The sequence below is a fragment of the Providencia sp. PROV174 genome (assembly GCF_028480685.1).
GTDB classification, from domain to species: Bacteria; Pseudomonadota; Gammaproteobacteria; order Enterobacterales; family Enterobacteriaceae; genus Providencia; species Providencia rettgeri.
Map to the genome: position 1 here is coordinate 123269 of NZ_JAMPOT010000008.1, position 21360 is coordinate 144628.

General features: G+C 38.0%; 25 protein-coding genes and 1 pseudogene. 14 read left to right on the plus strand and 12 right to left on the minus strand.

Features of this window, described 5'->3' with window-relative positions; all coding sequences use genetic code 11:
• Nucleotides 1-13: 13 nt before the first annotated feature.
• Complete coding sequence (locus tag PSE60_RS06325; protein ID WP_272664865.1) at nt 14-1135, minus strand: ribosomal protein uL16 3-hydroxylase; 1122 nt, start codon at nt 1133-1135, stop codon at nt 14-16.
• A gap of 320 nt (nt 1136-1455) precedes the next feature.
• Here PSE60_RS06325 and PSE60_RS06330 point away from each other — a divergent pair, with 320 nt between their 5' ends.
• A complete protein-coding gene (locus tag PSE60_RS06330; protein ID WP_272664866.1) occupies nt 1456-1827 on the plus strand; it encodes an ASCH domain-containing protein in 372 nt (123 codons plus the stop codon).
• A 188-nt stretch (nt 1828-2015) separates the two neighbouring features.
• Nucleotides 2016-2294 carry a VF530 family DNA-binding protein gene (locus PSE60_RS06335; protein ID WP_102138573.1) on the plus strand — a complete coding sequence of 93 codons (279 nt, stop codon included), beginning with the start codon at nt 2016-2018 and terminating at the stop codon, nt 2292-2294.
• A 137-nt stretch (nt 2295-2431) separates the two neighbouring features.
• Here PSE60_RS06335 and PSE60_RS06340 read toward each other — a convergent pair.
• Nucleotides 2432-2591 (minus strand): annotated as a pseudogene (locus PSE60_RS06340) (type II toxin-antitoxin system HipA family toxin YjjJ); the annotation flags it as partial.
• A 98-nt stretch (nt 2592-2689) separates the two neighbouring features.
• On the opposite strand from PSE60_RS06340, the gene PSE60_RS06345 reads away from it, so the two are divergent.
• Nucleotides 2690-3769 (plus strand): alpha/beta hydrolase family protein, encoded by a 1080-nt coding sequence (locus PSE60_RS06345; RefSeq protein ID WP_272664867.1) that lies wholly within the window; start codon nt 2690-2692, stop codon nt 3767-3769.
• 168 nt (nt 3770-3937) lie between these two features.
• Here PSE60_RS06345 and PSE60_RS06350 read toward each other — a convergent pair whose 3' ends face one another.
• Nucleotides 3938-4198, minus strand: coding sequence for a DUF2798 domain-containing protein (locus PSE60_RS06350; RefSeq protein WP_272664868.1), 261 nt, complete (start codon nt 4196-4198; stop codon nt 3938-3940).
• An 814-nt stretch (nt 4199-5012) separates the two neighbouring features.
• On the opposite strand from PSE60_RS06350, the gene PSE60_RS06355 reads away from it, so the two are divergent.
• The 8 genes from PSE60_RS06355 (at nt 5013) to PSE60_RS06390 (ending at nt 11356) form a co-directional block, all read left to right on the plus strand.
• Nucleotides 5013-5579, plus strand: coding sequence for a fimbrial protein (locus tag PSE60_RS06355; protein WP_272664869.1), 567 nt, complete (start codon nt 5013-5015; stop codon nt 5577-5579).
• A 130-nt stretch (nt 5580-5709) separates the two neighbouring features.
• Nucleotides 5710-8184, plus strand: coding sequence for a fimbria/pilus outer membrane usher protein (locus tag PSE60_RS06360; RefSeq protein WP_272664870.1), 2475 nt, complete (start codon nt 5710-5712; stop codon nt 8182-8184).
• 26 nt (nt 8185-8210) lie between these two features.
• A complete protein-coding gene (locus tag PSE60_RS06365) occupies nt 8211-8945 on the plus strand; it encodes a fimbria/pilus periplasmic chaperone (RefSeq protein ID WP_419182210.1) in 735 nt (244 codons plus the stop codon).
• A 27-nt stretch (nt 8946-8972) separates the two neighbouring features.
• Nucleotides 8973-9455 carry a fimbrial protein gene (locus PSE60_RS06370; RefSeq protein WP_272664871.1) on the plus strand — a complete coding sequence of 161 codons (483 nt, stop codon included), beginning with the start codon at nt 8973-8975 and terminating at the stop codon, nt 9453-9455.
• 11 nt (nt 9456-9466) lie between these two features.
• The gene (locus PSE60_RS06375; protein ID WP_272664872.1) at nt 9467-9970 is read left to right on the plus strand and encodes a fimbrial protein; all 504 of its coding nucleotides are present in this window, start codon (nt 9467-9469) and stop codon (nt 9968-9970) included.
• Nucleotides 9967-10482 (plus strand): fimbrial protein, encoded by a 516-nt coding sequence (locus PSE60_RS06380; protein ID WP_272664873.1) that lies wholly within the window; start codon nt 9967-9969, stop codon nt 10480-10482. The genes PSE60_RS06375 and PSE60_RS06380 overlap by 4 nt, the downstream gene beginning before the upstream one ends.
• 19 nt (nt 10483-10501) lie before the next feature.
• Nucleotides 10502-10792, plus strand: coding sequence for a hypothetical protein (locus PSE60_RS06385; RefSeq protein WP_272664874.1), 291 nt, complete (start codon nt 10502-10504; stop codon nt 10790-10792).
• A gap of 69 nt (nt 10793-10861) precedes the next feature.
• Nucleotides 10862-11356, plus strand: coding sequence for an MrpH family fimbial adhesin (locus tag PSE60_RS06390; protein WP_272664875.1), 495 nt, complete (start codon nt 10862-10864; stop codon nt 11354-11356).
• A gap of 366 nt (nt 11357-11722) precedes the next feature.
• Here PSE60_RS06390 and PSE60_RS06395 read toward each other — a convergent pair whose 3' ends face one another.
• Nucleotides 11723-12256 carry a beta/gamma crystallin-related protein gene (locus PSE60_RS06395; protein WP_272664876.1) on the minus strand — a complete coding sequence of 178 codons (534 nt, stop codon included), beginning with the start codon at nt 12254-12256 and terminating at the stop codon, nt 11723-11725.
• Nucleotides 12257-12338: 82 nt separating this feature from the next.
• Nucleotides 12339-12602, minus strand: a complete 264-nt coding sequence (locus PSE60_RS06400; protein WP_004910935.1) for a DUF3811 domain-containing protein — start codon at nt 12600-12602, stop codon at nt 12339-12341.
• A gap of 156 nt (nt 12603-12758) precedes the next feature.
• On the opposite strand from PSE60_RS06400, the gene mnmH reads away from it, so the two are divergent.
• Nucleotides 12759-13847 carry a tRNA 2-selenouridine(34) synthase MnmH gene (mnmH, locus tag PSE60_RS06405; protein WP_272664877.1) on the plus strand — a complete coding sequence of 363 codons (1089 nt, stop codon included), beginning with the start codon at nt 12759-12761 and terminating at the stop codon, nt 13845-13847.
• 116 nt (nt 13848-13963) lie between these two features.
• Here mnmH and PSE60_RS06410 read toward each other — a convergent pair whose 3' ends face one another.
• The 4 genes from PSE60_RS06410 to PSE60_RS06425 all read right to left on the minus strand — a co-directional run bounded on the left by PSE60_RS06410 (nt 13964) and on the right by PSE60_RS06425 (nt 17096).
• A complete protein-coding gene (locus PSE60_RS06410; RefSeq protein WP_272664992.1) occupies nt 13964-14617 on the minus strand; it encodes a LysE family transporter in 654 nt (217 codons plus the stop codon).
• A 105-nt stretch (nt 14618-14722) separates the two neighbouring features.
• The gene (locus tag PSE60_RS06415) at nt 14723-15187 is read right to left on the minus strand and encodes a YaiI/YqxD family protein (protein ID WP_210837902.1); all 465 of its coding nucleotides are present in this window, start codon (nt 15185-15187) and stop codon (nt 14723-14725) included.
• Between the two features lie 135 nt (nt 15188-15322).
• Entirely contained in the window at nt 15323-15814 is a 492-nt protein-coding gene (locus PSE60_RS06420; RefSeq protein WP_272664878.1) for a GNAT family N-acetyltransferase, read from the minus strand.
• 64 nt (nt 15815-15878) lie between these two features.
• Nucleotides 15879-17096, minus strand: a complete 1218-nt coding sequence (locus tag PSE60_RS06425; RefSeq protein ID WP_272664879.1) for an MFS transporter — start codon at nt 17094-17096, stop codon at nt 15879-15881.
• 111 nt (nt 17097-17207) lie between these two features.
• On the opposite strand from PSE60_RS06425, the gene PSE60_RS06430 reads away from it, so the two are divergent.
• Nucleotides 17208-17795 (plus strand): TetR/AcrR family transcriptional regulator, encoded by a 588-nt coding sequence (locus PSE60_RS06430; protein ID WP_210837908.1) that lies wholly within the window; start codon nt 17208-17210, stop codon nt 17793-17795.
• A 149-nt stretch (nt 17796-17944) separates the two neighbouring features.
• Here the strand turns inward: PSE60_RS06430 and PSE60_RS06435 are convergent, their stop codons facing one another.
• From PSE60_RS06435 to PSE60_RS06445, 3 genes are all read right to left on the minus strand, one after another.
• Nucleotides 17945-18970, minus strand: a complete 1026-nt coding sequence (locus PSE60_RS06435) for a threonine aldolase family protein (protein ID WP_272664880.1) — start codon at nt 18968-18970, stop codon at nt 17945-17947.
• A 194-nt stretch (nt 18971-19164) separates the two neighbouring features.
• Nucleotides 19165-19800 (minus strand): DNA oxidative demethylase AlkB, encoded by a 636-nt coding sequence (gene alkB, locus PSE60_RS06440; protein WP_272664881.1) that lies wholly within the window; start codon nt 19798-19800, stop codon nt 19165-19167.
• A gap of 100 nt (nt 19801-19900) precedes the next feature.
• A complete protein-coding gene (locus PSE60_RS06445) occupies nt 19901-20773 on the minus strand; it encodes an EamA family transporter (RefSeq protein WP_272664882.1) in 873 nt (290 codons plus the stop codon).
• 84 nt (nt 20774-20857) lie between these two features.
• On the opposite strand from PSE60_RS06445, the gene PSE60_RS06450 reads away from it, so the two are divergent.
• Nucleotides 20858-21349, plus strand: coding sequence for a MarR family winged helix-turn-helix transcriptional regulator (locus tag PSE60_RS06450; protein WP_272664883.1), 492 nt, complete (start codon nt 20858-20860; stop codon nt 21347-21349).
• Nucleotides 21350-21360 lie beyond the last annotated feature (11 nt).

Consider the following 21360-nt stretch of genomic DNA (forward strand, 5'->3'; position numbering starts at 1 on the left):
GGGTAGGTGCGACTTATTCTTCGAAATACCAATATCCTTGATTGATAAATTCGGTTAATTGCGCGATAAAAGCGGGGCTCTCAAGTGCTTCACCGAGTTCATTGCTGTCGACTTCCGTAAACTGGCACAATGCATCCGCACCCTTTGTTTCTGTGGTAATCCAGCCTTCAGAATTCACGAAAAAGTGCTCATTGATACACATCACACGCAAGCCGCTCAGTCGGATCAGTTTTTGGCCATCATTTAACGCACTTAGCACTTCTTCTGGTTGGTATGGTGGTTCCGGAGGCGCAATATCCAGCTCATGACGTAGTGTCGTTGCAAAACGGCCTAACCACTGTTCAAAATCACCCGGCTTGTTGATCATTTCAATCATCATACCTCGTAGACGTTCAACCTCATGAGGTTTCATGGTGCCTGTATTTTTAGTCACCGTGAGGTCAGGATCGCCATAATTTATGCCACCCAAATCCTGTTCCAGCGCATAGTCTGCAAAACTGCTCAGCAGATCGCGTCCAGTCGGCCCGCGAAAGCCGACAGAATAGTTCATGGTATCTTCGAAAGTGAAACCATCATGAGGGAATCCCGGCGGAATATACAGAATATCTCCTGGCGCCATTTCCACATCAATAATCGGTTCAAATGGGTCGACATGTAATAATGCCGGATGTGAACAGAATTGACGCATCGGTAGGGCATCGCCCACACGCCAGCGGCGGCGTCCCATACCTTGGATGATGAAAACATCATAGTTATCAATATGTGGTCCAACACCACCTTCAGGCACAGAATAGGAGATCATCAAATCATCAAGACGCCACTCGGGCAGTACACGAAACGGTTTCACCAGTTCGGCCGCCGGCATATGCCAATGGTTGACTGCTTGTACCAGTAGTGACCATCCTTTTTCGCCTAGTTCGCTGAAATCTTCAAACGGGCCGTGACTCGCTTCCCATTTGTTATCAATAAAGCTGACTAGGCGACTGTCAACTTCCGGCTCCATGGCCAAGCCGGCCAGTTCATCCGGTGTGATAGGGTCGACAAAATCAGGAAATGCATTTTTCAATACAACGGGTTTTTTCTGCCAGTATTTTTCTAAAAATTCAGGCCAGTTAAGATTCAGTTTGTAAGCCATGTGACCACATCTATATGAGTAAATTAGCAGGTAATTATAGAAGTAATGCACCGTCATATTCTTGTTTGGCATCAAACGTCGGTCAATAACTTTTGTGGGAATACCCGTAGCATATTGCCAAAATTTATTTAGCACAAAGAGGCAAAATATCAAAAAAATCAGTTAAGTAATCTGTGGTTTAGCATTTTAGATACTTCATTTACTATTAAAATTTGCTATCAAATAACGTATTAGCTTATTGGTAAGACATTGATAGGATTTATCATTCAGTATTGGCTACCTTATGGTTAACTGATGATTTTTATTTAGGCGAATAGAATATGAAAGCGATATCTATAGTTAGACCGAGTGGGCAGAAAATTGCATTGGGTGAAAAAACGTTAGAAATTAGAAAATGGCCACCAAACATAGATGCAGAAGAAGAATTGTTAATCGTCGAAAATTCACGTTACCTGTTAAGCGACGATGATGAAGAAATGGGTAAGGCAGTTGCAATCGTCAAGGTCAATAAAGTCAGACCATTTATCGAGAGTGATATGGCAGCAGCTTGTGCATCATATTATGAATTAGGTTGGTTAGCATGGGAACTAACAGATATCAGAGCAATTGCAGAACCCATAGAAGTCATTGCAAAACGGAAGATTTATGAAGTCGAATTGGGTTTAGAACCAAAAAAGAAACAACACGATTAACCAGCCAAAACGCTGTATTTCTTCATTTCACACTTAGATTCGCATAATGCATATTATGTTAAATAGAATATCAAAGCAAAATAGGCCTTGCTCGTTCAGTCATTGTTAACACCCTATTGACTTAGATTGGTATTCAGCTTATTTATATGCGCTTAATAATAACCTGCCTATGCTTCGGATATGCCGTAATGAGTGAATATAAATCGAAAGACCCTTTACATGGAGTTACACTAGAAATGCAAGTTAATGCATTGGTTGATAGATACGGTTGGAGCCAACTTGGACGCATTATAAAAATAAACTGTTTTAACAAAGATCCAAGTATTAAATCTAGCTTAAAGTTTCTTCGTCGCACGCCATGGGCAAGAACTGAAGTTGAGTTACTCTATTTGGATATGATAGAAAACAATTCGATTGATAATACGGGAGCATATTCTAATGACCCATGGTGTAATTCGCGACGTTAAAAGCAAAGATAATATTAACGCCTCACTAATGACCACAATCATGCATAACAAATATCCACTTAAGCCTTAAATCTACCTTAATGATGTTTAAGGTTTAGGCATTATGGTACCCCACAGGTTAATACACCTTTCACGAAATCGAGTAGCGTTGCCACTCGAAGTGAGTTTACGATTTCACCGCCCCGATTTAAGCGCAAGCTGATATGGACGACCATGGCTACTAATAAATGATAAATTACCATGGTGCATATCAGTATTTCCTATCAACATGCCAAATGCCCAAAGTCGCACAGTACTAATGGAAAGCCGTTGTATTAACTCATAGCATTCATGGATTAGGTTGGTCCATATCATTTGTTATGATGATATAAAGATAAATTGGTAAGGATAATAAAATGAAACGTTATACTCGTGGTCGCATTATTATTGGATTGCTTGCATCACTATGTTTACTTAGCCTTATCGTATTTTTTACTAGTCACCTTGATGATTTTGATTTCGATAATGCGACTGAAGAAGAAATAACGTTTATATCACAAGGGAACAATTTATCAGGTACCCTACTTTTACCTAAAAACAAGCAACCATCTGCAATTGCAGTGATCATTCATGGTGATGGCCCACAAGACCGCTTTTCAAATAATGGGTATAACCCATTATTTAATACGCTGCTAGATAATAATATCGCTATATTTTCTTGGGATAAAGCCGGTATAGGCCATAGTCAAGGAAATTGGTTGTACCAATCTATGGGTGACCGTGCAGAAGAAGCAATTATCGCTCTGCATTTAATGCAATCACGCTACCCTAACATTCAAGTAGGATTTTTCGGTTTTTCCCAAGCAGGATGGGTTATCCCTATCGCAGCAAGCCATTCACAGCCAGCATTTTCCGTTATTATTGGTGGTGCCGTTAATTGGCGTGAACAAGGGCAATTCTACCAAGGGCTTCGTTATGCTAAGCAAGGTAAAACTTCAGAGGAAATTTCACAATTATTAGCGAAAGAACAAAAAGAAAATGATGCTATTTTTGGGGAAAATGGCACAAAAAACCCGAATCATCGCAATGAGATGAGCACGGATCGATTTAGCTTTGTTGTCAAAAACTATTTAAGTGACTCATCCGCTTCTCTAACTAAAATGAATGGCCGCATATTAGCTGTTTGGGGTAATGATGATATGAATGTGGATGCACAGTTAAATGCCTGCCGTTATAGATCCGCATTAGATACTAATCATCAAGCCTATATCATTGTTTTTCCGAACGCGAGTCATGGGTTACTTCGTGCACCTGAATTTAACTATCAATTAGAGAGTGATTGGCCAATATTACATCAATGGTACTTTCTATGGTCTGGGCGTAAAGCTTACTCACCAGGGGCATTACAATTAATCATAGATTGGATAGAAAATAAAAATACAGACTTAATCCCTTATAAAACCACCTGCCATTTAGTCGTTGACTATAAATCATGAAAAATACAACTGAAAACTCTGATAGCGATAAAGCAGTAAGAAATCGCTAGCCAACGCAAGATGAAACTATCGAAATGCTGATAAAGTAGGGAGTTATCGTTCAACTGGCACGATAACTCTTACCAAGATTTATTTAAGTTGTTGGGATTTTCAATAATACATCGATCATTAGTCTAGTCGAACAAATAGCAATGAAAACTTCCGGGCTAATGGCAGCGTAACTAGAACTGCAGGAAATGCCACCGCCCACGAAATCATCCAAGCCGTTAACCAAGTAAGCACGAGATGATTTTCAAAGCCTATACTTTTCAATGTACTAATAAATGAAACTAACCCACTCATAATCAGTGATAAAAAAAAGGGGACTAGAATATGCAAGGCACGATTCGGCAGTTTACGAAAACGAGTAAAGAAAGATGAGTTTAGCATGTAAAGATCTCATAAATAATTGATGTAATAATCATTCACATAATCATCTTTACATCGGAAACAATATACCCACGATGTGGATAGTGACAACTACTAATAATACTACGGAATTATTTATAGGATAACAATCATTTTCTAGCTACCATGGGAAAATAGACATACATGATCGTGCTCTTCGGTAATAAATTTTTTGGTTATTTATGATGATGTTCACATGCAATTAGGTAATAATACTTATTATAATTTCAAGTTAATTGAAAATTAAGTTATAATCATAGGCTTCGATTTCTCTATCATTAAGAAGTGTCTTATATTTAGGAATGAAAGCTGCACCGGAAATATGAATTAATTACCTTCAAAAAATCACTTATACTTAATACCCATTCTTAGCGTATTAACTCCCCTGCTCTTCAAAATAATAACCTTTATCGCTTGAATATTTGGAAATTGCATTACTCAAAATTGCAGTAATAAATATAAATTTCATATTAAAACTGTAACAAAATGAAAGTAAGTACTTTCTACTATTAAAAAGGTTTAATATTAAAAATATATTTATAAAAAACCAACCATCTGATTTAAAAGGAGTTTAATAATTTAAAAGAGTGACTTTTAGGCAATAAAAAATAGAAACCTATCAAAAAACACAATTTCGATAGGATTGATTGCCTTTACTTAGCATTGGTGTATATATAGTATTTATGCATGCCAATTAGCTTAATATTGGTTATTAACTCCCTTCTCCCTTTTTGAATTAAGGGATATTTGAATATTTTATTCAAAATTTAGTTTCTATTTAATAGAGGAATTATCTATGTCATTTACGAAGTCAATAATAAGTATTGCATTAACAAGCGTAATAAGCTTCAGCGCTGTCTCCGCCCCTGTGAATCATGGTAGTGGTAAAGTTACATTTACTGGTAGCATTATTAGTGCCCCCTGCTCTATTGACCCTGCATCATTAGACCAAACTGTCGATTTGGGTCAAATTGCGGATTCAGTATTAAGTAATAATGGTAAATCAGATGGCCAATCTTCACCTGTTATGTTTGATATTAAATTAATTGATTGTACGCTAGAAACCGAGCAGTCTGTTAATGTCACCTTTACCGGTGCTGCGGCAACAAATGAGCCAAAGTCACTATTAGCAATTACAGGAACTGCATCTGGTGCTGGTATTCAAATAGTTGATAGCAATAACTCACCAATCGTTTTAAATGAAACAACTAAATCTAGTCACCAATTGCAAGAGCAAACAAATACATTACAGTTTGCGGCATATGTGAAAGGTTTAGGTACGCCAACAGGCCAACAAGATCCCGTTGAAATTGTACCAGGAGAATTTCAAGCAGTAACTGATTTCGTGCTTTCATATAATTAAATTAATTATCGATAGCAATAAGCTGAGGTAATGATAAATCGTTGCCTCAGCTTAATAAGATAAAGGCATAGCAATGAAGAAAAATAACATGGTATTTTCTGTGCTTTTTGAAATAAATTATGCTGCTATTATGAAAAAAATAATTCTGTCATTCACTATAGTATATAGTTTCATCTCATTTGCAGATGAAGATGACATTGAATTCAATGTTAATATTTTAAATGCTGAAGATAGACAAAATATCAACCTAGCGGTATTTTCCCGTGATTTATATATTGTTCCAGGAATTTATCCCTTTAAAATTTACATTAATAACTCGTATTTACCCGAAGAAAAAATTCATATTGTAAACTTAGGCGATGAAAAATCAGAAGCTTGCTTAACACCTAATATTGTTGAAAAATTCAACCTAAATAAATCGGCACTAAGCTCATTAAAATGGCAAGAAATCGATGAATTAAATTGCTTAGTAATGGCTAGCTTATCGGGAATGACTGTAAAACCTGAGCTGTCAAACAACTCATTGACAATTAATATTCCTAAAATGTATCAGGAATATTCAACTTTTGATTGGGAGCCAGCCTCACGATGGGAAGATGGCGTCACTGGCATTATTTCAGATTACAGTTTGACATCACAATATAACCATAATCTTGGAAACAATCATGCAAGCGATGCAATATATCTTTCAGGATTAGGTGTTATTGGTGCTAATTTACAGAGCTGGCGAGTTCGTGGTCATTGGCAAGGAACCTATAATCATATTCAAACAAGCAGAGCCGAAGATGTAAAAGAATTAAAATGGAACAATATTTATGCCTACCGCGCAGTAAGAGGCTTAAAAGCAAAGCTGATTGTTGGTGAAGATTATCTACAGTCTGATTTGTTTGATAGCTTTAAATATACCGGTGTAGCATTGCGGTCTGATGATAATATGCTTCCACCCAATCTGCGTTCTTATGCCCCAGAGGTTACGGGGTTTGCTGAAACAAATGCGATTGTTAAAATCAGTCAAGATGGGCGTATTATTTATGAAAGTTTAGTCCCTGCAGGGCCATTTAGAATTCAAAATCTGAATAGTGGTATTTCAGGGACTTTACAGGTCACCGTGGAAGAAAGTGATGGTCGTATCTCTGAATTTGAAGTTGAAGCGACAAACGTCCCTTTTCTATCTCGTCCTGGAGCTATTCGTTATAAAATTAGTGCCGGAAGACCAACAGATTTAGCACACCATATTGATGGTGACCTATTTGCACAAAGCGAAATATCTTGGGGAGTTAATAATGGTTGGTCTCTTTTTGGCGGAGCAATAAATAGCCATGACTACAATTCCTTTTCTATCGGTATTGGTCGAGACTTGTCTCAAGCTGGCGCTATATCAACCTCTTTGAGTCAATCGATTACATCAATAAACTCTGAATCAGCACGTAAAGGGAAATCGATTAAAATCGATTATTTTAAAAGCATTCAAGAACAAAATAGTCAGCTGATGTTATCAACACAACGAGTCCTTGATCGTGAGTTTATGACGATGACAGACTTCATTAATTATAATAATGATCAGGAGTTAATTTATACTGGATTTAATAAAAATTTGTATACCGCTTCGATAAGTAAAAATTTTACTGATTGGCGTTCATCGATGAATTTAAGCTATAATCACCAAACTTATTGGAACAGGCCAAATAGCCATCGATACAACCTAACATTTTCAAAGTACTCAGATACAGAAATGTTCAGTAATGTCGGCCTATCCATTAATGTTTTTAGCAGTAAAATGCAGAGTTACCATGATAATGGTGCCTACATGAGTATTTCAGTTCCTTTATCCAGTGGGACAAATATTAACTACTCAACCTATAACGGAAAGAATGACAATACAAATAAACTGACTGCAAATACCCGAATTGATGCAAAAAATAACGCATCACTCAGTGTCGGTAACAACAGACATAGTGCTTTACTTAGTGGATATTACTCCCATAAAGGGAATAGTACTGATTTTAATTCTAGCTTTAACTATATAAGTAATAGCTCAATGAATGTCTCATCTACATTACAAGGTGGAATGACATTAACGGGTTATGGAGTTGGTCTGCACCCTATCACTGCATTAGGTGGAACCCGTATTCTTGTTGATACAAACGGTGTTAAAGACGTTCCTATTAAATATAACGGCAGCCATATACGCTCTAATCGTTTTGGGACAGCAATTATACCTGATTTAAATAGTTACTATAAAAGTAACTTAGTTATCGATATTAACCAACTACCAAAAAACGTTGAAGTTGCAGAATCAGTGACACAATCAACATTAACAGAGGGAGCGATTGGTTACCGTAATTTTGATGTTATTTATGGCTTAAAATTAATGGTGATATTACGACTAAAAGATGGCAGTTATCCTCCTTTTGCCTCGGACATTAAAAATAAAGACGAAAAGGTAATAGGTATTATCGGGGACCAAGGAGAGGCCTATATTGGTGGTATTCGTGCTGGAGAAACAATGACTGTTTCATGGCAAGGTTCTGAATGTGTTATTCAATTTCCACAAAATATTGAAGAACACAATGTTTATGACAAATTATTATTACCCTGTAATTAATAAAACTCATTAAAAGGTAATCAATCATGATGAAAAAAATATCCACTTTTCTATTAACTAGCTTAGTAGCAACTCATGCGTATTCTGCAATTTCAATGGACAGAACCAGAGTTATTTTTGATGGGAATAGCAACTCCGTGTCATTAACTATAAGTAATAAAAACCCTCAGTTACCTTATTTAGCTCAAGGATGGCTACAAGATGCTAACGGTGAAAAACTTACATCTTACTTTACGATATTACCACCAATTCAGCGTATAAATGCAGGGCAAACTAGTCAACTACGTATTGAATCTTTACCTGATATTGGGAAATTACCTCAAGATAGAGAAAGTTTATTTTTCTTTAACTTACGAGAAATCCCACCGGCAAGTAAAAAAAGTAATGTATTACAAATTGCACTTCAAACACGCGTCAAATTATTTTATCGCCCAGCTTCGTTAGTCATGGATTCAACTGAAATGAGAAATTCACCATGGCAAAATAAGCTTGTTTTGATTAAAAAAAGTGATGGTGTCTATGCAAAAAATCCTACACCTTATTTCATTATTTTAAATAGCATTAAAAAGAGCCAGTCGGCTGAGAAGTTAGCTAATTTTACAGTAATCGATGTTGAGCCATTTGGAGAAAAAAAATTATCCATTAGTGCAGAGCAACTCGGTACAACCCCTGTTATTAATTACATCAATGACTATGGTGGGCAAGTTTATTTATCTTTTCATTGTTCTGCAACTCAGTGCCAAGCACAACCAGTAAAATAATATTCTTTACTAAAGATGGATAACCTAATGCTTAAAATAATAAAATATCTATGCTTCTATTTACTATTATTTTTACCAGCTTTCACGTGGGCTGATGGCAAATTTGTCACGGTAAAAGTGAATGTGTTATCCGGTGGTTGTGTTTTAAACGATAATGAAGCCATCTTTGTAGATTTTGGTGATGATATTGTCATATCTCAAATAGATTCAGGTAAATACATAGAAGCCATTGACTATGACTTATATTGTGACTCTAATTTCGATGAGCTATATCTCATTTTTGACGGTGTTCAAGGTGAAACAACAAATAGCCTTGATGTCTCCGATACGCCAGGGCTTAATATTAAATTATTCATTGATAATAAACCTATGGTGATCGGGAGTCGTTATTACATAGATAATTACTCAAACTTACCTGCTTTAACTGCTGAATTAGCATTAGCAAATGGAATTCGGCCTGTTGGTGGTGAATTTTCTACGGCCGCAACTCTTACTGTAGGATACCACTAGGATATTTTATTATGAAAATAAGACATTTTTTATTACCATTATTTATCATCACAATAAATACGGCATCGGCTGTGCCCGTAAATTTTAGTGGGCGTTTAATAGAAGGTGTACCTTGTGTTATCAACAATAATCGCCCTATTAATATTGATTTTGGGGATGATTTAGTGGTCGCTCTTGTACCAACAAAAGATGGAAAAACTTATATACAAGACATTGATTTTGAATGGGAATGCAATGGGATTTCATCTGGAACTGATGTTGTTTTTAGCTTTGATGGTGCACCATCTGATTTTGACAAAGATCTATTGGCAATTAATGAGCAGGATGATATCGCATTACAACTTTATCAAGGTTCTAGCTCATTAAAACTAAACTCAGATTTTACATATACTTATCGCTCAGATAGCGATACACCAGATCTGAAAGCCAGCTTAGTCAAAAACAGTTCGAATTCAGCACGAGTGTATGCCGGTGCGTTTACTGCAAATGCGACATTAACGGTAGCATATCAATGAAAAAACACATGTTTATTCTACTGTGCTTTTTATCAGTTAATATTACATTCGCCGATCAAGTTAATTTTTCAGGTGTACTGAGGAATGCCACGCCCTGCAATATCAATAGTGATTCTGATTTAATTGTGGCTTTTAATGAAGTTAATGATAAAGACCTCTACAAGAAAAGAGATGTTATGCAACCATTTGTTATCACACTCTCTGACTGTGAATATTTACCTGACTTTTCCTACTCGATGGCGTTTACTGGTATAGAAAATACGAATATCAAAGGTGCCGTGGCAATTGATAGCGATAACAGAAATGCGGGTTATGGTATTAAATTAATGAATGAGCATGGTGAAATTCAATTAAATACCCATTACCCATTACAGGTGAATGCTAAAAATAGCTTTCCTACTGATATTGCCTTTAAAGCCTATATTTTAGCTGAGGAAGAGGCTATTAATAATAAGAGTATTCAGCTTGGCGATTTCACGGCTACAACAACTTTTAATATTTATTATGAATAGCGCATTTGGCAATAATATTATGAAAAAAATTATTTTCACCCTTTTATTACTTATTTCATCGTTAAAAGGCGCTCATGCCGAGTTTGCTGCTCAAGGTGAATTTGTTGCTGATTATGGTGCTTGGATCGAAGCTAGGTATATTTTACGTGGTGATTTAGAGCATGATAACCGCCCGATGGCCATGCAAACTTCCGGTTCCTGCCCTTGCGATATTGAACTTGGTTCGTGGGGAACCTATGCAGATGGTAACTATGGCGCAGGAAACTCACATATTGTTAGTTTCGATACCCATTCAGTTAGGTTAACCTAAAGAAGCACTTGGGATGAAAAACCCGTCACCTTTAGTGAAGTTGCCAGAGCGCTAGAAAAAGGCAATTTATTGAATAAAAAAATACAAGGTCGCTGGCAATTTTATCCAAGAAGGCCGGGGGTCGGCTTTTGTTTTAACCTAGGGATTCTATATCGCCAAAAGATGCAAATAGCTCAAACAGCGAATAATCCGATTATATTATGTTCCCCGCTAGACCCAACCAATATTAGTTGTAATATCGACGGACCTGATTATTTAGATCATGGCACATTATCGAATAGCTCACTCAATGGTGATAAGGTCTCTGCTGATTTTCGTGTGAGCTGTACAGAAACAACCGATGTAAAAATTACAGCGACTGCTGGGCTTGATGGCGATAATTTTATATTTATTGCAGATGGTCTAGAATCAGAAATTAATATTGATGGTTCTCCTGAAACCACACTGCGCGTTGATGCATTTACCCAAAAGCAATTTCAGGTTTCTAGTCAATTAATTAAAACAAAAGATATTCCCCCAAATGAATATTCTGGAATATTTCTTTTATCTGTTGAAATACCATAATCAGTAAATAGAGAAAAGCGGCTAAATAAATGAGCCAGAAATGATATAGCTCATCTGCTCGTGAAGGTGTTCATACAGTTCACCTATGGCTCCTGACGTTAGATAAAATTTGTACCGGTGATTTGCCATTTTTAGAAAAAGAAATTAAAGAACATATCCGTAATCAGAATAAGAAAGTTAATTTTAATCTAGCCGCCAATAAAAAAAGAGAATAATAGGCCACCAGCAAAAGAAAAAATTAATGTGATTTTGCAGATAAATAGATACTAACAAGTTTGTGTATCTAATATTTCCGATATGTTTAAACTGCCCCCCATATTCGTACTATGGAATGAAAGTACGGGGCCAGACACTCTGGCCTTTACTTTATGGCCGTTTCATAATTTTGATTGAGCGCGTTTTTTGGCTATATCCCAGCGTATTGTGTGAACCACCCATTTCTGTATGATATTTGCCCGTGTAATTATCCCCTTCGTAAAACCGTACTGACCAACCATCAGGAATTGTATAAGAAGATATTTTATCTGCAAAATGGTGACGGGAAAGATACGGAATGTCGTCAAAGACTTCAATATAATCGCCCTTTTGCCACGATTTAGCGTAAACAACTAGGCTTTCTTCAATATATTGATCACCAAACGATAATTTACTGGTGCTGCATTTCGCATCTTGAGCTTTACAAAAAATACTGCCTTGCCCTTGCCCTAATTCACAACGCCGAGAGGTTTTGTGTCGTGCTGTTTGCTCGGACATTGCAGCTTCTGCATAGAAATTAGAAAAAGGAGATAAAGCGCAAACATGCACAACAACAGAATCATTACGGGATAGTTTCCCATGATAATTGGATTTTGCGACAGCAAAACTACTAAATAACAAGAATAATAACGCAATCTTTTTCATCTTAGAGGTCTTTTAATGATTTGAATTGCATAAAATTACAATTACTTAATGCAAATCACTAGCGGAACACTCTGATTAAAAATTAACGATACCCTCTTTTGTGATTTTGTGAAGACCAACTGTATGTTGTATCACTGGGGACTAATTTATCTTTTTTCTTTTCTGCTCGTCGTTTTTTAGCTTGTTTTTCGACTTCTTGAGATATTTCGGTAATAATTTGTTTTCTTACCTTGCTCTGCTCAGAATTGGTTAATTCACGGCCTAGTTTCTTCCTTTCTTGCGCGAGTCTCGTGCGCACTTGGATTTTTTGAGTTTCGGTCATTTCTTGAATCGTTAGCATCTTCATCGTATTACCCCTTACTCATATTAAAATACCTAACGACAATATATCATTATTACGCAATAAAATACTAACCCTCGTTTTAAACCTAACATTAATGCCAAGCAATAGGATTAAGAGTATAGTAACCCCATTGCAACTTTAAAGAATCTCGCTGTTATTATGGAATTAACCATTTCTTCGCAAAATATTCGTCAAATCTTAACCACTGACACACCACTCATCGATGTCAGAGCGCCTATCGAATTTCAACAAGGGTCAATGCCGAATACCATTAACCTGCCTTTGATGAATGATGATGAACGCGCAGCTGTTGGTACATGCTATAAACAACAAGGTTCGGCTAAAGCTGTTGAATTAGGCCACCAGCTTGTCAGTGGTGACCTTAAAATGGCTCGGATCACTGCGTGGATAGCAACTTGTAAACAAAATACGAATGGCTATATCTGCTGTGCACGCGGTGGCATGCGGTCACATATCGTGCAATCTTGGTTAAAAGAGGCCGGTATTGAATACCCTCTCATCAATGGTGGTTACAAAACATTACGACAAACAGCAATTGATGCCGTTAATGAATTGGTTCAACGTCCTATTATTTTAGTGGGAGGCTGTACGGGTAATGGTAAAACCATTCTCGTACATCATTTAGCGAACGGAATTGATTTAGAAGGTCTCGCACATCATCGTGGCTCTTCGTTTGGTCGTACATTACAACAACAGCACACCCAAGCCACTTTTGAAAATTATTTAGCAGTTACGCTATTGAAGAAAGCCCAAAAATGTCAGCGTTGGGTACTGGAAGATGAAGGGCGTGCCATTGGTGCGAATAGCCTGCCACTTGAACTACGCACACAAATGGAAAAAGCGCCAATCGCTATTATTAATGACCCTTTTGAACTACGTCTTGAGCGTTTAAAATATGAATATTTTGATCGTATGACGCAAGATTTTTTAGCGACTTTTGGTTTCGAGCGTGGCTGGCAGGAATATAGTGACTATTTACATCATGGTCTGTTTGCCATCCGTAAACGGTTAGGATCACAACGGACAATCGAATTGACGCATTTACTTGAGCGTGCTTTAGCAGACCAAAAAGTAACCGGAGATACCCAGACACATTTTTCTTGGTTAATCCCATTGTTGAATGAGTATTACGACCCAATGTATCGCTATCAATTAAGTAAAAAACAACATCGCATCATTTTTCGCGGTAATTATCAAGAAGTTGAACATTGGTTAACGCATCAATAAATTCATTTTATTCCACTGCAAATAGCCTCATCGTAAAGTCTGAGGCTATTTTATATAGCAATGACTTCTTCATAATCAGTAAATCTAGAACGGTGATTTCTTCATAATCAGTAAATCTAGAACAGTGATTTCTTCATAGCCAATTCGCTGAACCCTTGGTAAATCAACCTTGTTGCCAACGCTCCTAGAATTAACCCAACACCTTTACCGACCACCTTATGAACTCGTGAATAGGTTCTACGAACAGAAGTTAAAGAGAATGTTTGGCATAAAATAACCCGCCAAATTAATGATGCAATAACAATTCCCAGCCAAATGACTAACTTAGCCCATAATGGTGTTGATGGCGAAATGGTCGTTGAAAAAATACTCATAAAAAATAAAACGGTTTGGGGGTTTGATAAATCAGAAATTAGCCCCCGCCTAAAATAGACACCAGATGGGAAATGTTCCGTCGTATTTTCGGTGGACAGGTTAAGTTGTGTTTTGTTATTAAATACACTTACTGCGTAATAAAGCAAATATAAGCCACCAAGAATTTTAATCAGTGAAAATAATGAGCCAAATTCAGCCATTAATGTGACAAGACCGAATAAGCCAAGCCCCGAATAAATGGCATTGCCTAGCACCACACCATAACCACAAGTTAATCCTGCTTTTTTACCGGAGCTCAATGTGGTTTGCACCACAATAAACAAATTTGCTCCAGGATTAAAAAAGGTCAGTATAAATAAGAATAGCGTGATGATAATACTGTGTAATGGGTCCATCATTCTTCTTCAAAAATTTAAGGTTAACCATTATAGACACGGTATAGATTGTAATTCTGTTTTACTATGCACATTTTCTGAGCTTAAATCAAAAAATGTGCTGGCTTATGATGACGTTAGTGATTTCTTACGTTGCAACAGCCATTTATCTAACTCATTAGCAAATTGTTGTCTGTCTTTTTGGTTTAGACTTGCAGGCCCTCCCGTTTGGATGCCACTGGCTCTCATGGTATCCATAAAGTCACGAATATTAAGGCGCTCACGAATAGTCGCTTCGCTATAGCGTTCTCCACGAGGATTCAATGCATTGGCACCCTTTTCCATAACTTCTGCGGCTAATGGGATATCTGCCGTGATCACTAAATCATCTTTTTGAGCTCGTAATACAATTTCATTATCCGCTACATCAAATCCTGCAGGTACCTGCAAGGTTTTTAAAAAAGGTGATGGGGGTACCGTTAAACGCTGGTTCGCAACAAATGTTATTTGCACTTTTTCCCTATCTGCTGCTCGGTATAAAACTTCTTTAATTACTTTTGGACATGCATCCGCATCAACCCAAATTATCATTCTTACTTCCCAAATGGTGATTATCTATGATGAGATATCATATCAGACAACAAAATTACACGTTAGATACTTCGTATTGAAAAACTCCCAAGCTCATTCAGACTGCCTCAAAATAGCGAGCTTGAGAAAATAGGTTTACAGTTTCATTACCATTTCATGCCACGTCATTCCGCCATGGTCAGATTCTGACGGTTTAACATATTGGTAGCCAAAATGCTTATACAGGTCAATATGGCGTTCTTTGCACATAAGATGAATCGTTTTTTTATTCATTTCCCTCATGGCATTGATAAACTTTTTCATCAGTAAAGATGAATAGCCTTTACCTTGATATTTGGGATGTACGACCACTGACATAATAACGACATTTGGTGCTTGTGGATCATGCCCAATGAGTTCTTTAAACTCTTCATCCGACATCACAACATCCCATGCACAACCCGAATTAATAAAACCAACGACTTCCCCGGCTAATTCCATACATAAAAAACCGTCTGGATATTGCTGAATCCGTGTTGCTATTTTTTCTTTTGTTGCCGCTTCATCCCCTTCATAGGATTCGATTTCAATCGTATAACAGGCGTCAACATCATCAAGTGTGGCAGTGCGAAAGACTGGAGAATGCATGAAATTACCTCATTAAATTATTTTTTATGATTTTATCACTACATGGTTTATATTTTCGTTGTTTTTAATGGTAATTCTCACATTCAATTGCCATTTTTTGTTGTGTTTTATCCCGTAAGTAGCTCAGCCACGTTGAAATGAAAACTAAAACGCCACCGGAGATTGCGACGGCATAACCTGCATAAGGACCGTAGGTATCCACCATTTTACCCGTTAGCATCGCACCAATCGCAACGCCAATATTTAACCCTGCGAGTAACCATGTCATTCCTTCTGTTAATTTATTCTGTGGAACAATTCTCTCAACTAATGTCATTGCAATGATCATCGTCGGAGCAAAGAATAACCCTGAAATAAATACCACAGCAGACAAAGAATAAACGCCTACAACCCACCACATTGGCACAATAGAAAGAAACGTCATTAAGCCACTGAGGAATAGCAAGCGTGATAACGGTGTGTTAAAGGTTAACCCGCCAAATACGATACCCATCGCACATGAACCGATCGCATAGGCCGATAACACTAAACTGGCCATCGCTGGTTGCTGTTGTAATTGAGCCAACGTGACACTTAAAATATCCACACTGCCAACAATCACACCTAAAGCAATCATTAATACAATCAACAACTGCAACCCAATCATTGAAATAATTGATTTATTCGCCAGTACAAGAGAGTCATGCGCCACAACTTTAGGCTCTGTGCTTCGCTGTGAAATAAACAAAGCCATTCCCACGGCTAATAAAATTGCCGCAACCAGTAAACCTGCTTGAGGAAATAAAGCGACAGTGATCCCGACAGATAACGGAGGGCCAACAATAAAAGTGGCATCATCAAATACGGTTTCTAATGAATAGGCTGTTTGTAGTATGGGTTGATCTTTATACAGCGCAGTCCACCTAGCCCTTACCATGGCAGACATACTGGGCATCGCCCCCGTTAATAACGCTCCGATAAATAAGCCAATATCGGGTAATGATAACCACGTGGTAAGGATAATAATAAACACACCTAGCACGCTGATTACGGTCACCACCGGCAAGACGCGAAATTGACCATATTTATCCACTAAGCGAGAAACTTGTGGGGATAGCAACGCATAAGTTAAGACAAAAGTTGCAGAAACAAGCCCTGCTAAGGTATAGCTTCCTTTTAGTTGCGCTAACAAGGTGATGATCCCGATCCCCATCATCGGTAACGATAAACGCGCCAGTAACCCCGCTATCACAAAGCGTTGGTTTTCTTTTGCCTGAAATAACTGCTGATAGCGACCTATCATATGAACTCCAAAATGAAATTTAATTATACATACTTTGTGTATGTATAATCATGATATAATCATACACATTGAATGTAAATAATTATACGCTATGTATGTAAGAGGCTTTTAATGGCAAGAAGAACGCAAGCTCAAATGGCAGAAACACGTGCAAATTTATTAACTACAGCACGAGAGCACTTTAGCCGGCTTGGTTATGCAGAAACCTCAATGGATGAAATAGCAGCAAGCGTTAATCTCACACGCGGCGCCCTTTACCACCACTTTGGTGATAAACAAGGCTTATTTACTGCCGTTGTAGAACAAATTGACTCACAAATGAATGCCCGTTTACAAGCAATTACTCTCCATACAGAAGACCTATGGAACAGTTTTTGTCAGCGTTGTCACGCCTACTTAGAAATGGCATTAGAACCGGAGTATCAACAAATTATTTTGCGGGATGCGAAAGCCGTTTTAGGCGATTTTTTGGCTAAATCAAACTTACAGTGTACTGAACAAATTGAACGCCTGCTTCATGAGCTAGCCCAAAATGGCGTTATTAAAAATATTGATACCCATGCATTGGCTTTTTTAATCAATGGTGGACTCGCTGAGGCCGCTTATTGGATCTCACAAGGTGATAGTCAACAGCGACTAAAGAAAAGTGTCGAAGCCATAGATATAATGTTATCAGGGCTATTACTCTCGAAAGATTAGCTCTGCGTTACCTTTCGCTGGCACGGATATTTAATCAGTACCAACAATATAATTGCTCAGTAAAATCATCAATAAACGGCCATCATGATAAATAAAACCCAATAAATATAGGCGAAAGAGCGGAAATATTTATTGGGTTAATGAATTATCTAAATTAGAGTTTGGAAAGTTTGTTTTAATTTATCGACATCTTGCTGAGTTGTTGACCACGAGGTACAAAAACGAATACAGGTCGTCTCTGGTGTCGGTTTACATATTTGACTTAATTGATAATGCCCTAATAATTTATTCGCCAGTGCATCTGGGAAAATAACGAAAACCTGGTTTGATTCAACGGGCGCAAGAAACTGAAATCCCTTTTCAGCAAAAAATGAAGCTAATTGTGCTGCCATCTCATTAAGATGACGCCCCAATTTAAAATACAAATCATCATTAAACAATGGTTCAAATTGAGCAGCGAGCAACCAACCTTTTGCTTGTAACCCACCTTTTTGTTTAATACTAAAACGAAAATCAGATTGCAGTGCTGGGTTTAAAATCACCAAGATCTCCCCGGTTAATGCGCCAATTTTCGTTCCACCGATATAAAAAATATCAGTTAACTGCGCAACATCTTCAATCGTTAGATCACTATATTTCGACATTAAGCCTGAAGATAAGCGAGCACCATCCATAAATAACAGTAAGTTATGAGCATCACAAACCTCACGTAACGCAACTAACTCTTCTTTACAGTAAATGGTACCAATTTCAGTTGAATTACTAATATAAACAAGCTTAGGTTGGACCGTATGTTCATCATTATGCTCAGACAGCACCTTAATGATGTGTTCTGGTGCTAATTTACCTGTTAACGAGTCAACGGTGATGACTTTATGCCCTGTTGCTTCAATTGCTCCCGTTTCATGGACTGCGATATGCCCGCTGTCTACGGTGATAACCGCTTGGTGAGGTCGTAAAACATGGGAAATCGTGGTTAGGTTAGTGATTGTACCGCCATTAAAAAAATGAATATCCGCATTAGGCTGGCCTATTCTTAATCTAATTTTATCTGCTACGCGACGACAAACCTCATCAGTGCCATAACCCTTGAAACGTTTCCCTGATAAATCATTTAGAACTTGCATAACTGCCGGATGAGCTATTTCGTTATAATCATTTAAAAAGCTATACATTCACTTACCTATCAATAACTAGTTATATTAATTCATAGCCATCATTTATAGGGGGTTCCAATTCATTATTCAATGATATTTTTTCTATACATATACTAAATTTAACGATTAATATTATTTAAGCTACTGAAATTAAATATTAAGTCATTCATAGTCTATTTCATTGATAAATTGGCATACTGTAAAAGGTGAATTCAGGGTTGAGAGCGCCTAAACGTCAAGTTATATCGATACGGGCCTAACAACGGGTGTACACCTGATTTAACTCGACGCACCCCATGGTAATTTAATCGTGACTGGCCTCCCCATACCAAAACATCGCCATGCTCTATATAAATAGCAACTTTTGGCGCATCTCGTGTTACTCCACCAAAATCAAATGTTGTGGGTAACCCTAAAGAAAAAGAGACAATCGGCTGAGTAAAATCAGTTTCGTCTTTGTCTTGGTGCAATGCCATCGCCGCGCCAACGGCATAGCGGTTAATCAAGCAAGCATCAGGGATAAAATGATCAAAGCCAGCAGTACTCGCTGCAGAAATGGCCAATTGAATAAAGGGAATTGGTATCGGTTGCCAAGGCTCATTAGTGACAGGGTCACGTTGACTATAGCGATATCCCTTTTCATCAGTTACCCAACCCCAGTCACCGCAGTTAGTCATTGCGGCAGACATTGAGTAGCCATTTGGTGTCGTCATATGCCTTAAGGGATTAGCTGCAATAATGTTGTTTAATGACTGCAATAATGCATCAGTTTGCCCCAGTAGAAACCCTTTGAGTAAAAAAGCCTCTGGTGCAATTTGTACGGTATTATCTTCATCAGGAAATAACATATTAGCCACTGTTTAATAGTCTGATTGAATGTTCTAATGAATGTTAACACAGGAAAAAAAGTTGCTCATCACATTCAATGAGCAACCTACAGAGTTGACTTTAACGTTGATAAGCTAGAATGACCTTTCTTGTTTCCGCTCGCTGGCTCGCCCACACACTGAGTAAAATGACAACCATGCCGATAAATTGCAAGGTACTAAGCTGTTGGTTGAGATAAAACCATCCCAAAACCACCGCACTCACGGGGCTTAAAAAACCCAGCGACGCCACTGAACTTGGGCCTAATATTGCAAGTCCGCGGAACCATAAGGCGTAAGTTAATGCACCGCCAATAAGCGTGAGATACCCTAACCCAATTAAATTTAGTGAATTTAACGTTGGCAAAGCCGGCTCGAATATAATGGCAAATGGTAATAATACTAATCCTCCCGCCGTTAATTGCCATGAAGTAAAGGTTAAAGCACTGACTGGTGGCTGCCATCGACGACTCAAAACCGTCCCTGCTGCCATTGAAAGCGCCCCTGCTAACCCAGCAATAATACCTAAAGGGTCCAAAGCCGCATTCGGTGTTAAGAGCAGTATAGCCACCCCGAATACCCCTGTTATTGATGCCATAATAGATACCGCAGATAAACGGTTATTTAACAGCCAGCGACTTAAAAATAGCACAATTAATGGTTGTACAGCGCCAACCGTTGCGGCGACACCACCAGGTAAGCGATACGCAGCAATAAACAATAGCCACCAAAATAAAGAAAAGTTTAAAACACCTAATACCACTACCCGCAGCCACCAAATGCCTTCGGGGAGTTTTCGTAACACAAGTATCAATAGTAACCCTGCGGGTAACGCACGTAATACCGCCAATGTTAATGGGATCCCTGCTGGTAACATCTCTGTTGTCACTAAGTATGTGCTTCCCCACACAATTGGTGCTAATGCTGTCAACCCTAAAACCGTTATACGATTCATATTTCTATTCTCTTAATTTATCTTGACGTCAAGATATGTGCATTTTACCTTGACGTCAAGATAAATAACCGCCATTATTTGCCTATGGATAGAATAGATAAAATCACTCAACAGTGGGAAAGAGAGCGCCCTGACCTCGATATTAGCCCAATGGGGCTAATTGGTCGGCTAGGTAATGTCGCGTTCCACTTAACTCGGGAAATGGAAAAGGTCTTCGCTCAATTTGGCCTTAACCGTTCAAGCTTTGATGTACTCGCGACTTTGCGGCGCGCAGGTGCTCCCTATACGCTGAGCCCGGGAGAAATGTTATCAACGTTGATGGTTACATCGGGGACAATGACCAACCGAATAGACCAATTGGAAAAAGTGGGATTAGTCAGCCGCCATACTAACCCTGATGACGGCCGCGGTTTTTTGGTTTCGTTAACTCCCGAAGGGCTAACGTTAATTAACCAACTTATTGAAGCACATACACAAAACCAGGCTCGCCTCGTCGCTAAATTGTCTCAACAAGAACAACATGCGTTGAACCAGTTATTACGGACATTCTTAGCATCATTTGAATCTAATGAATAATAATACGTTGT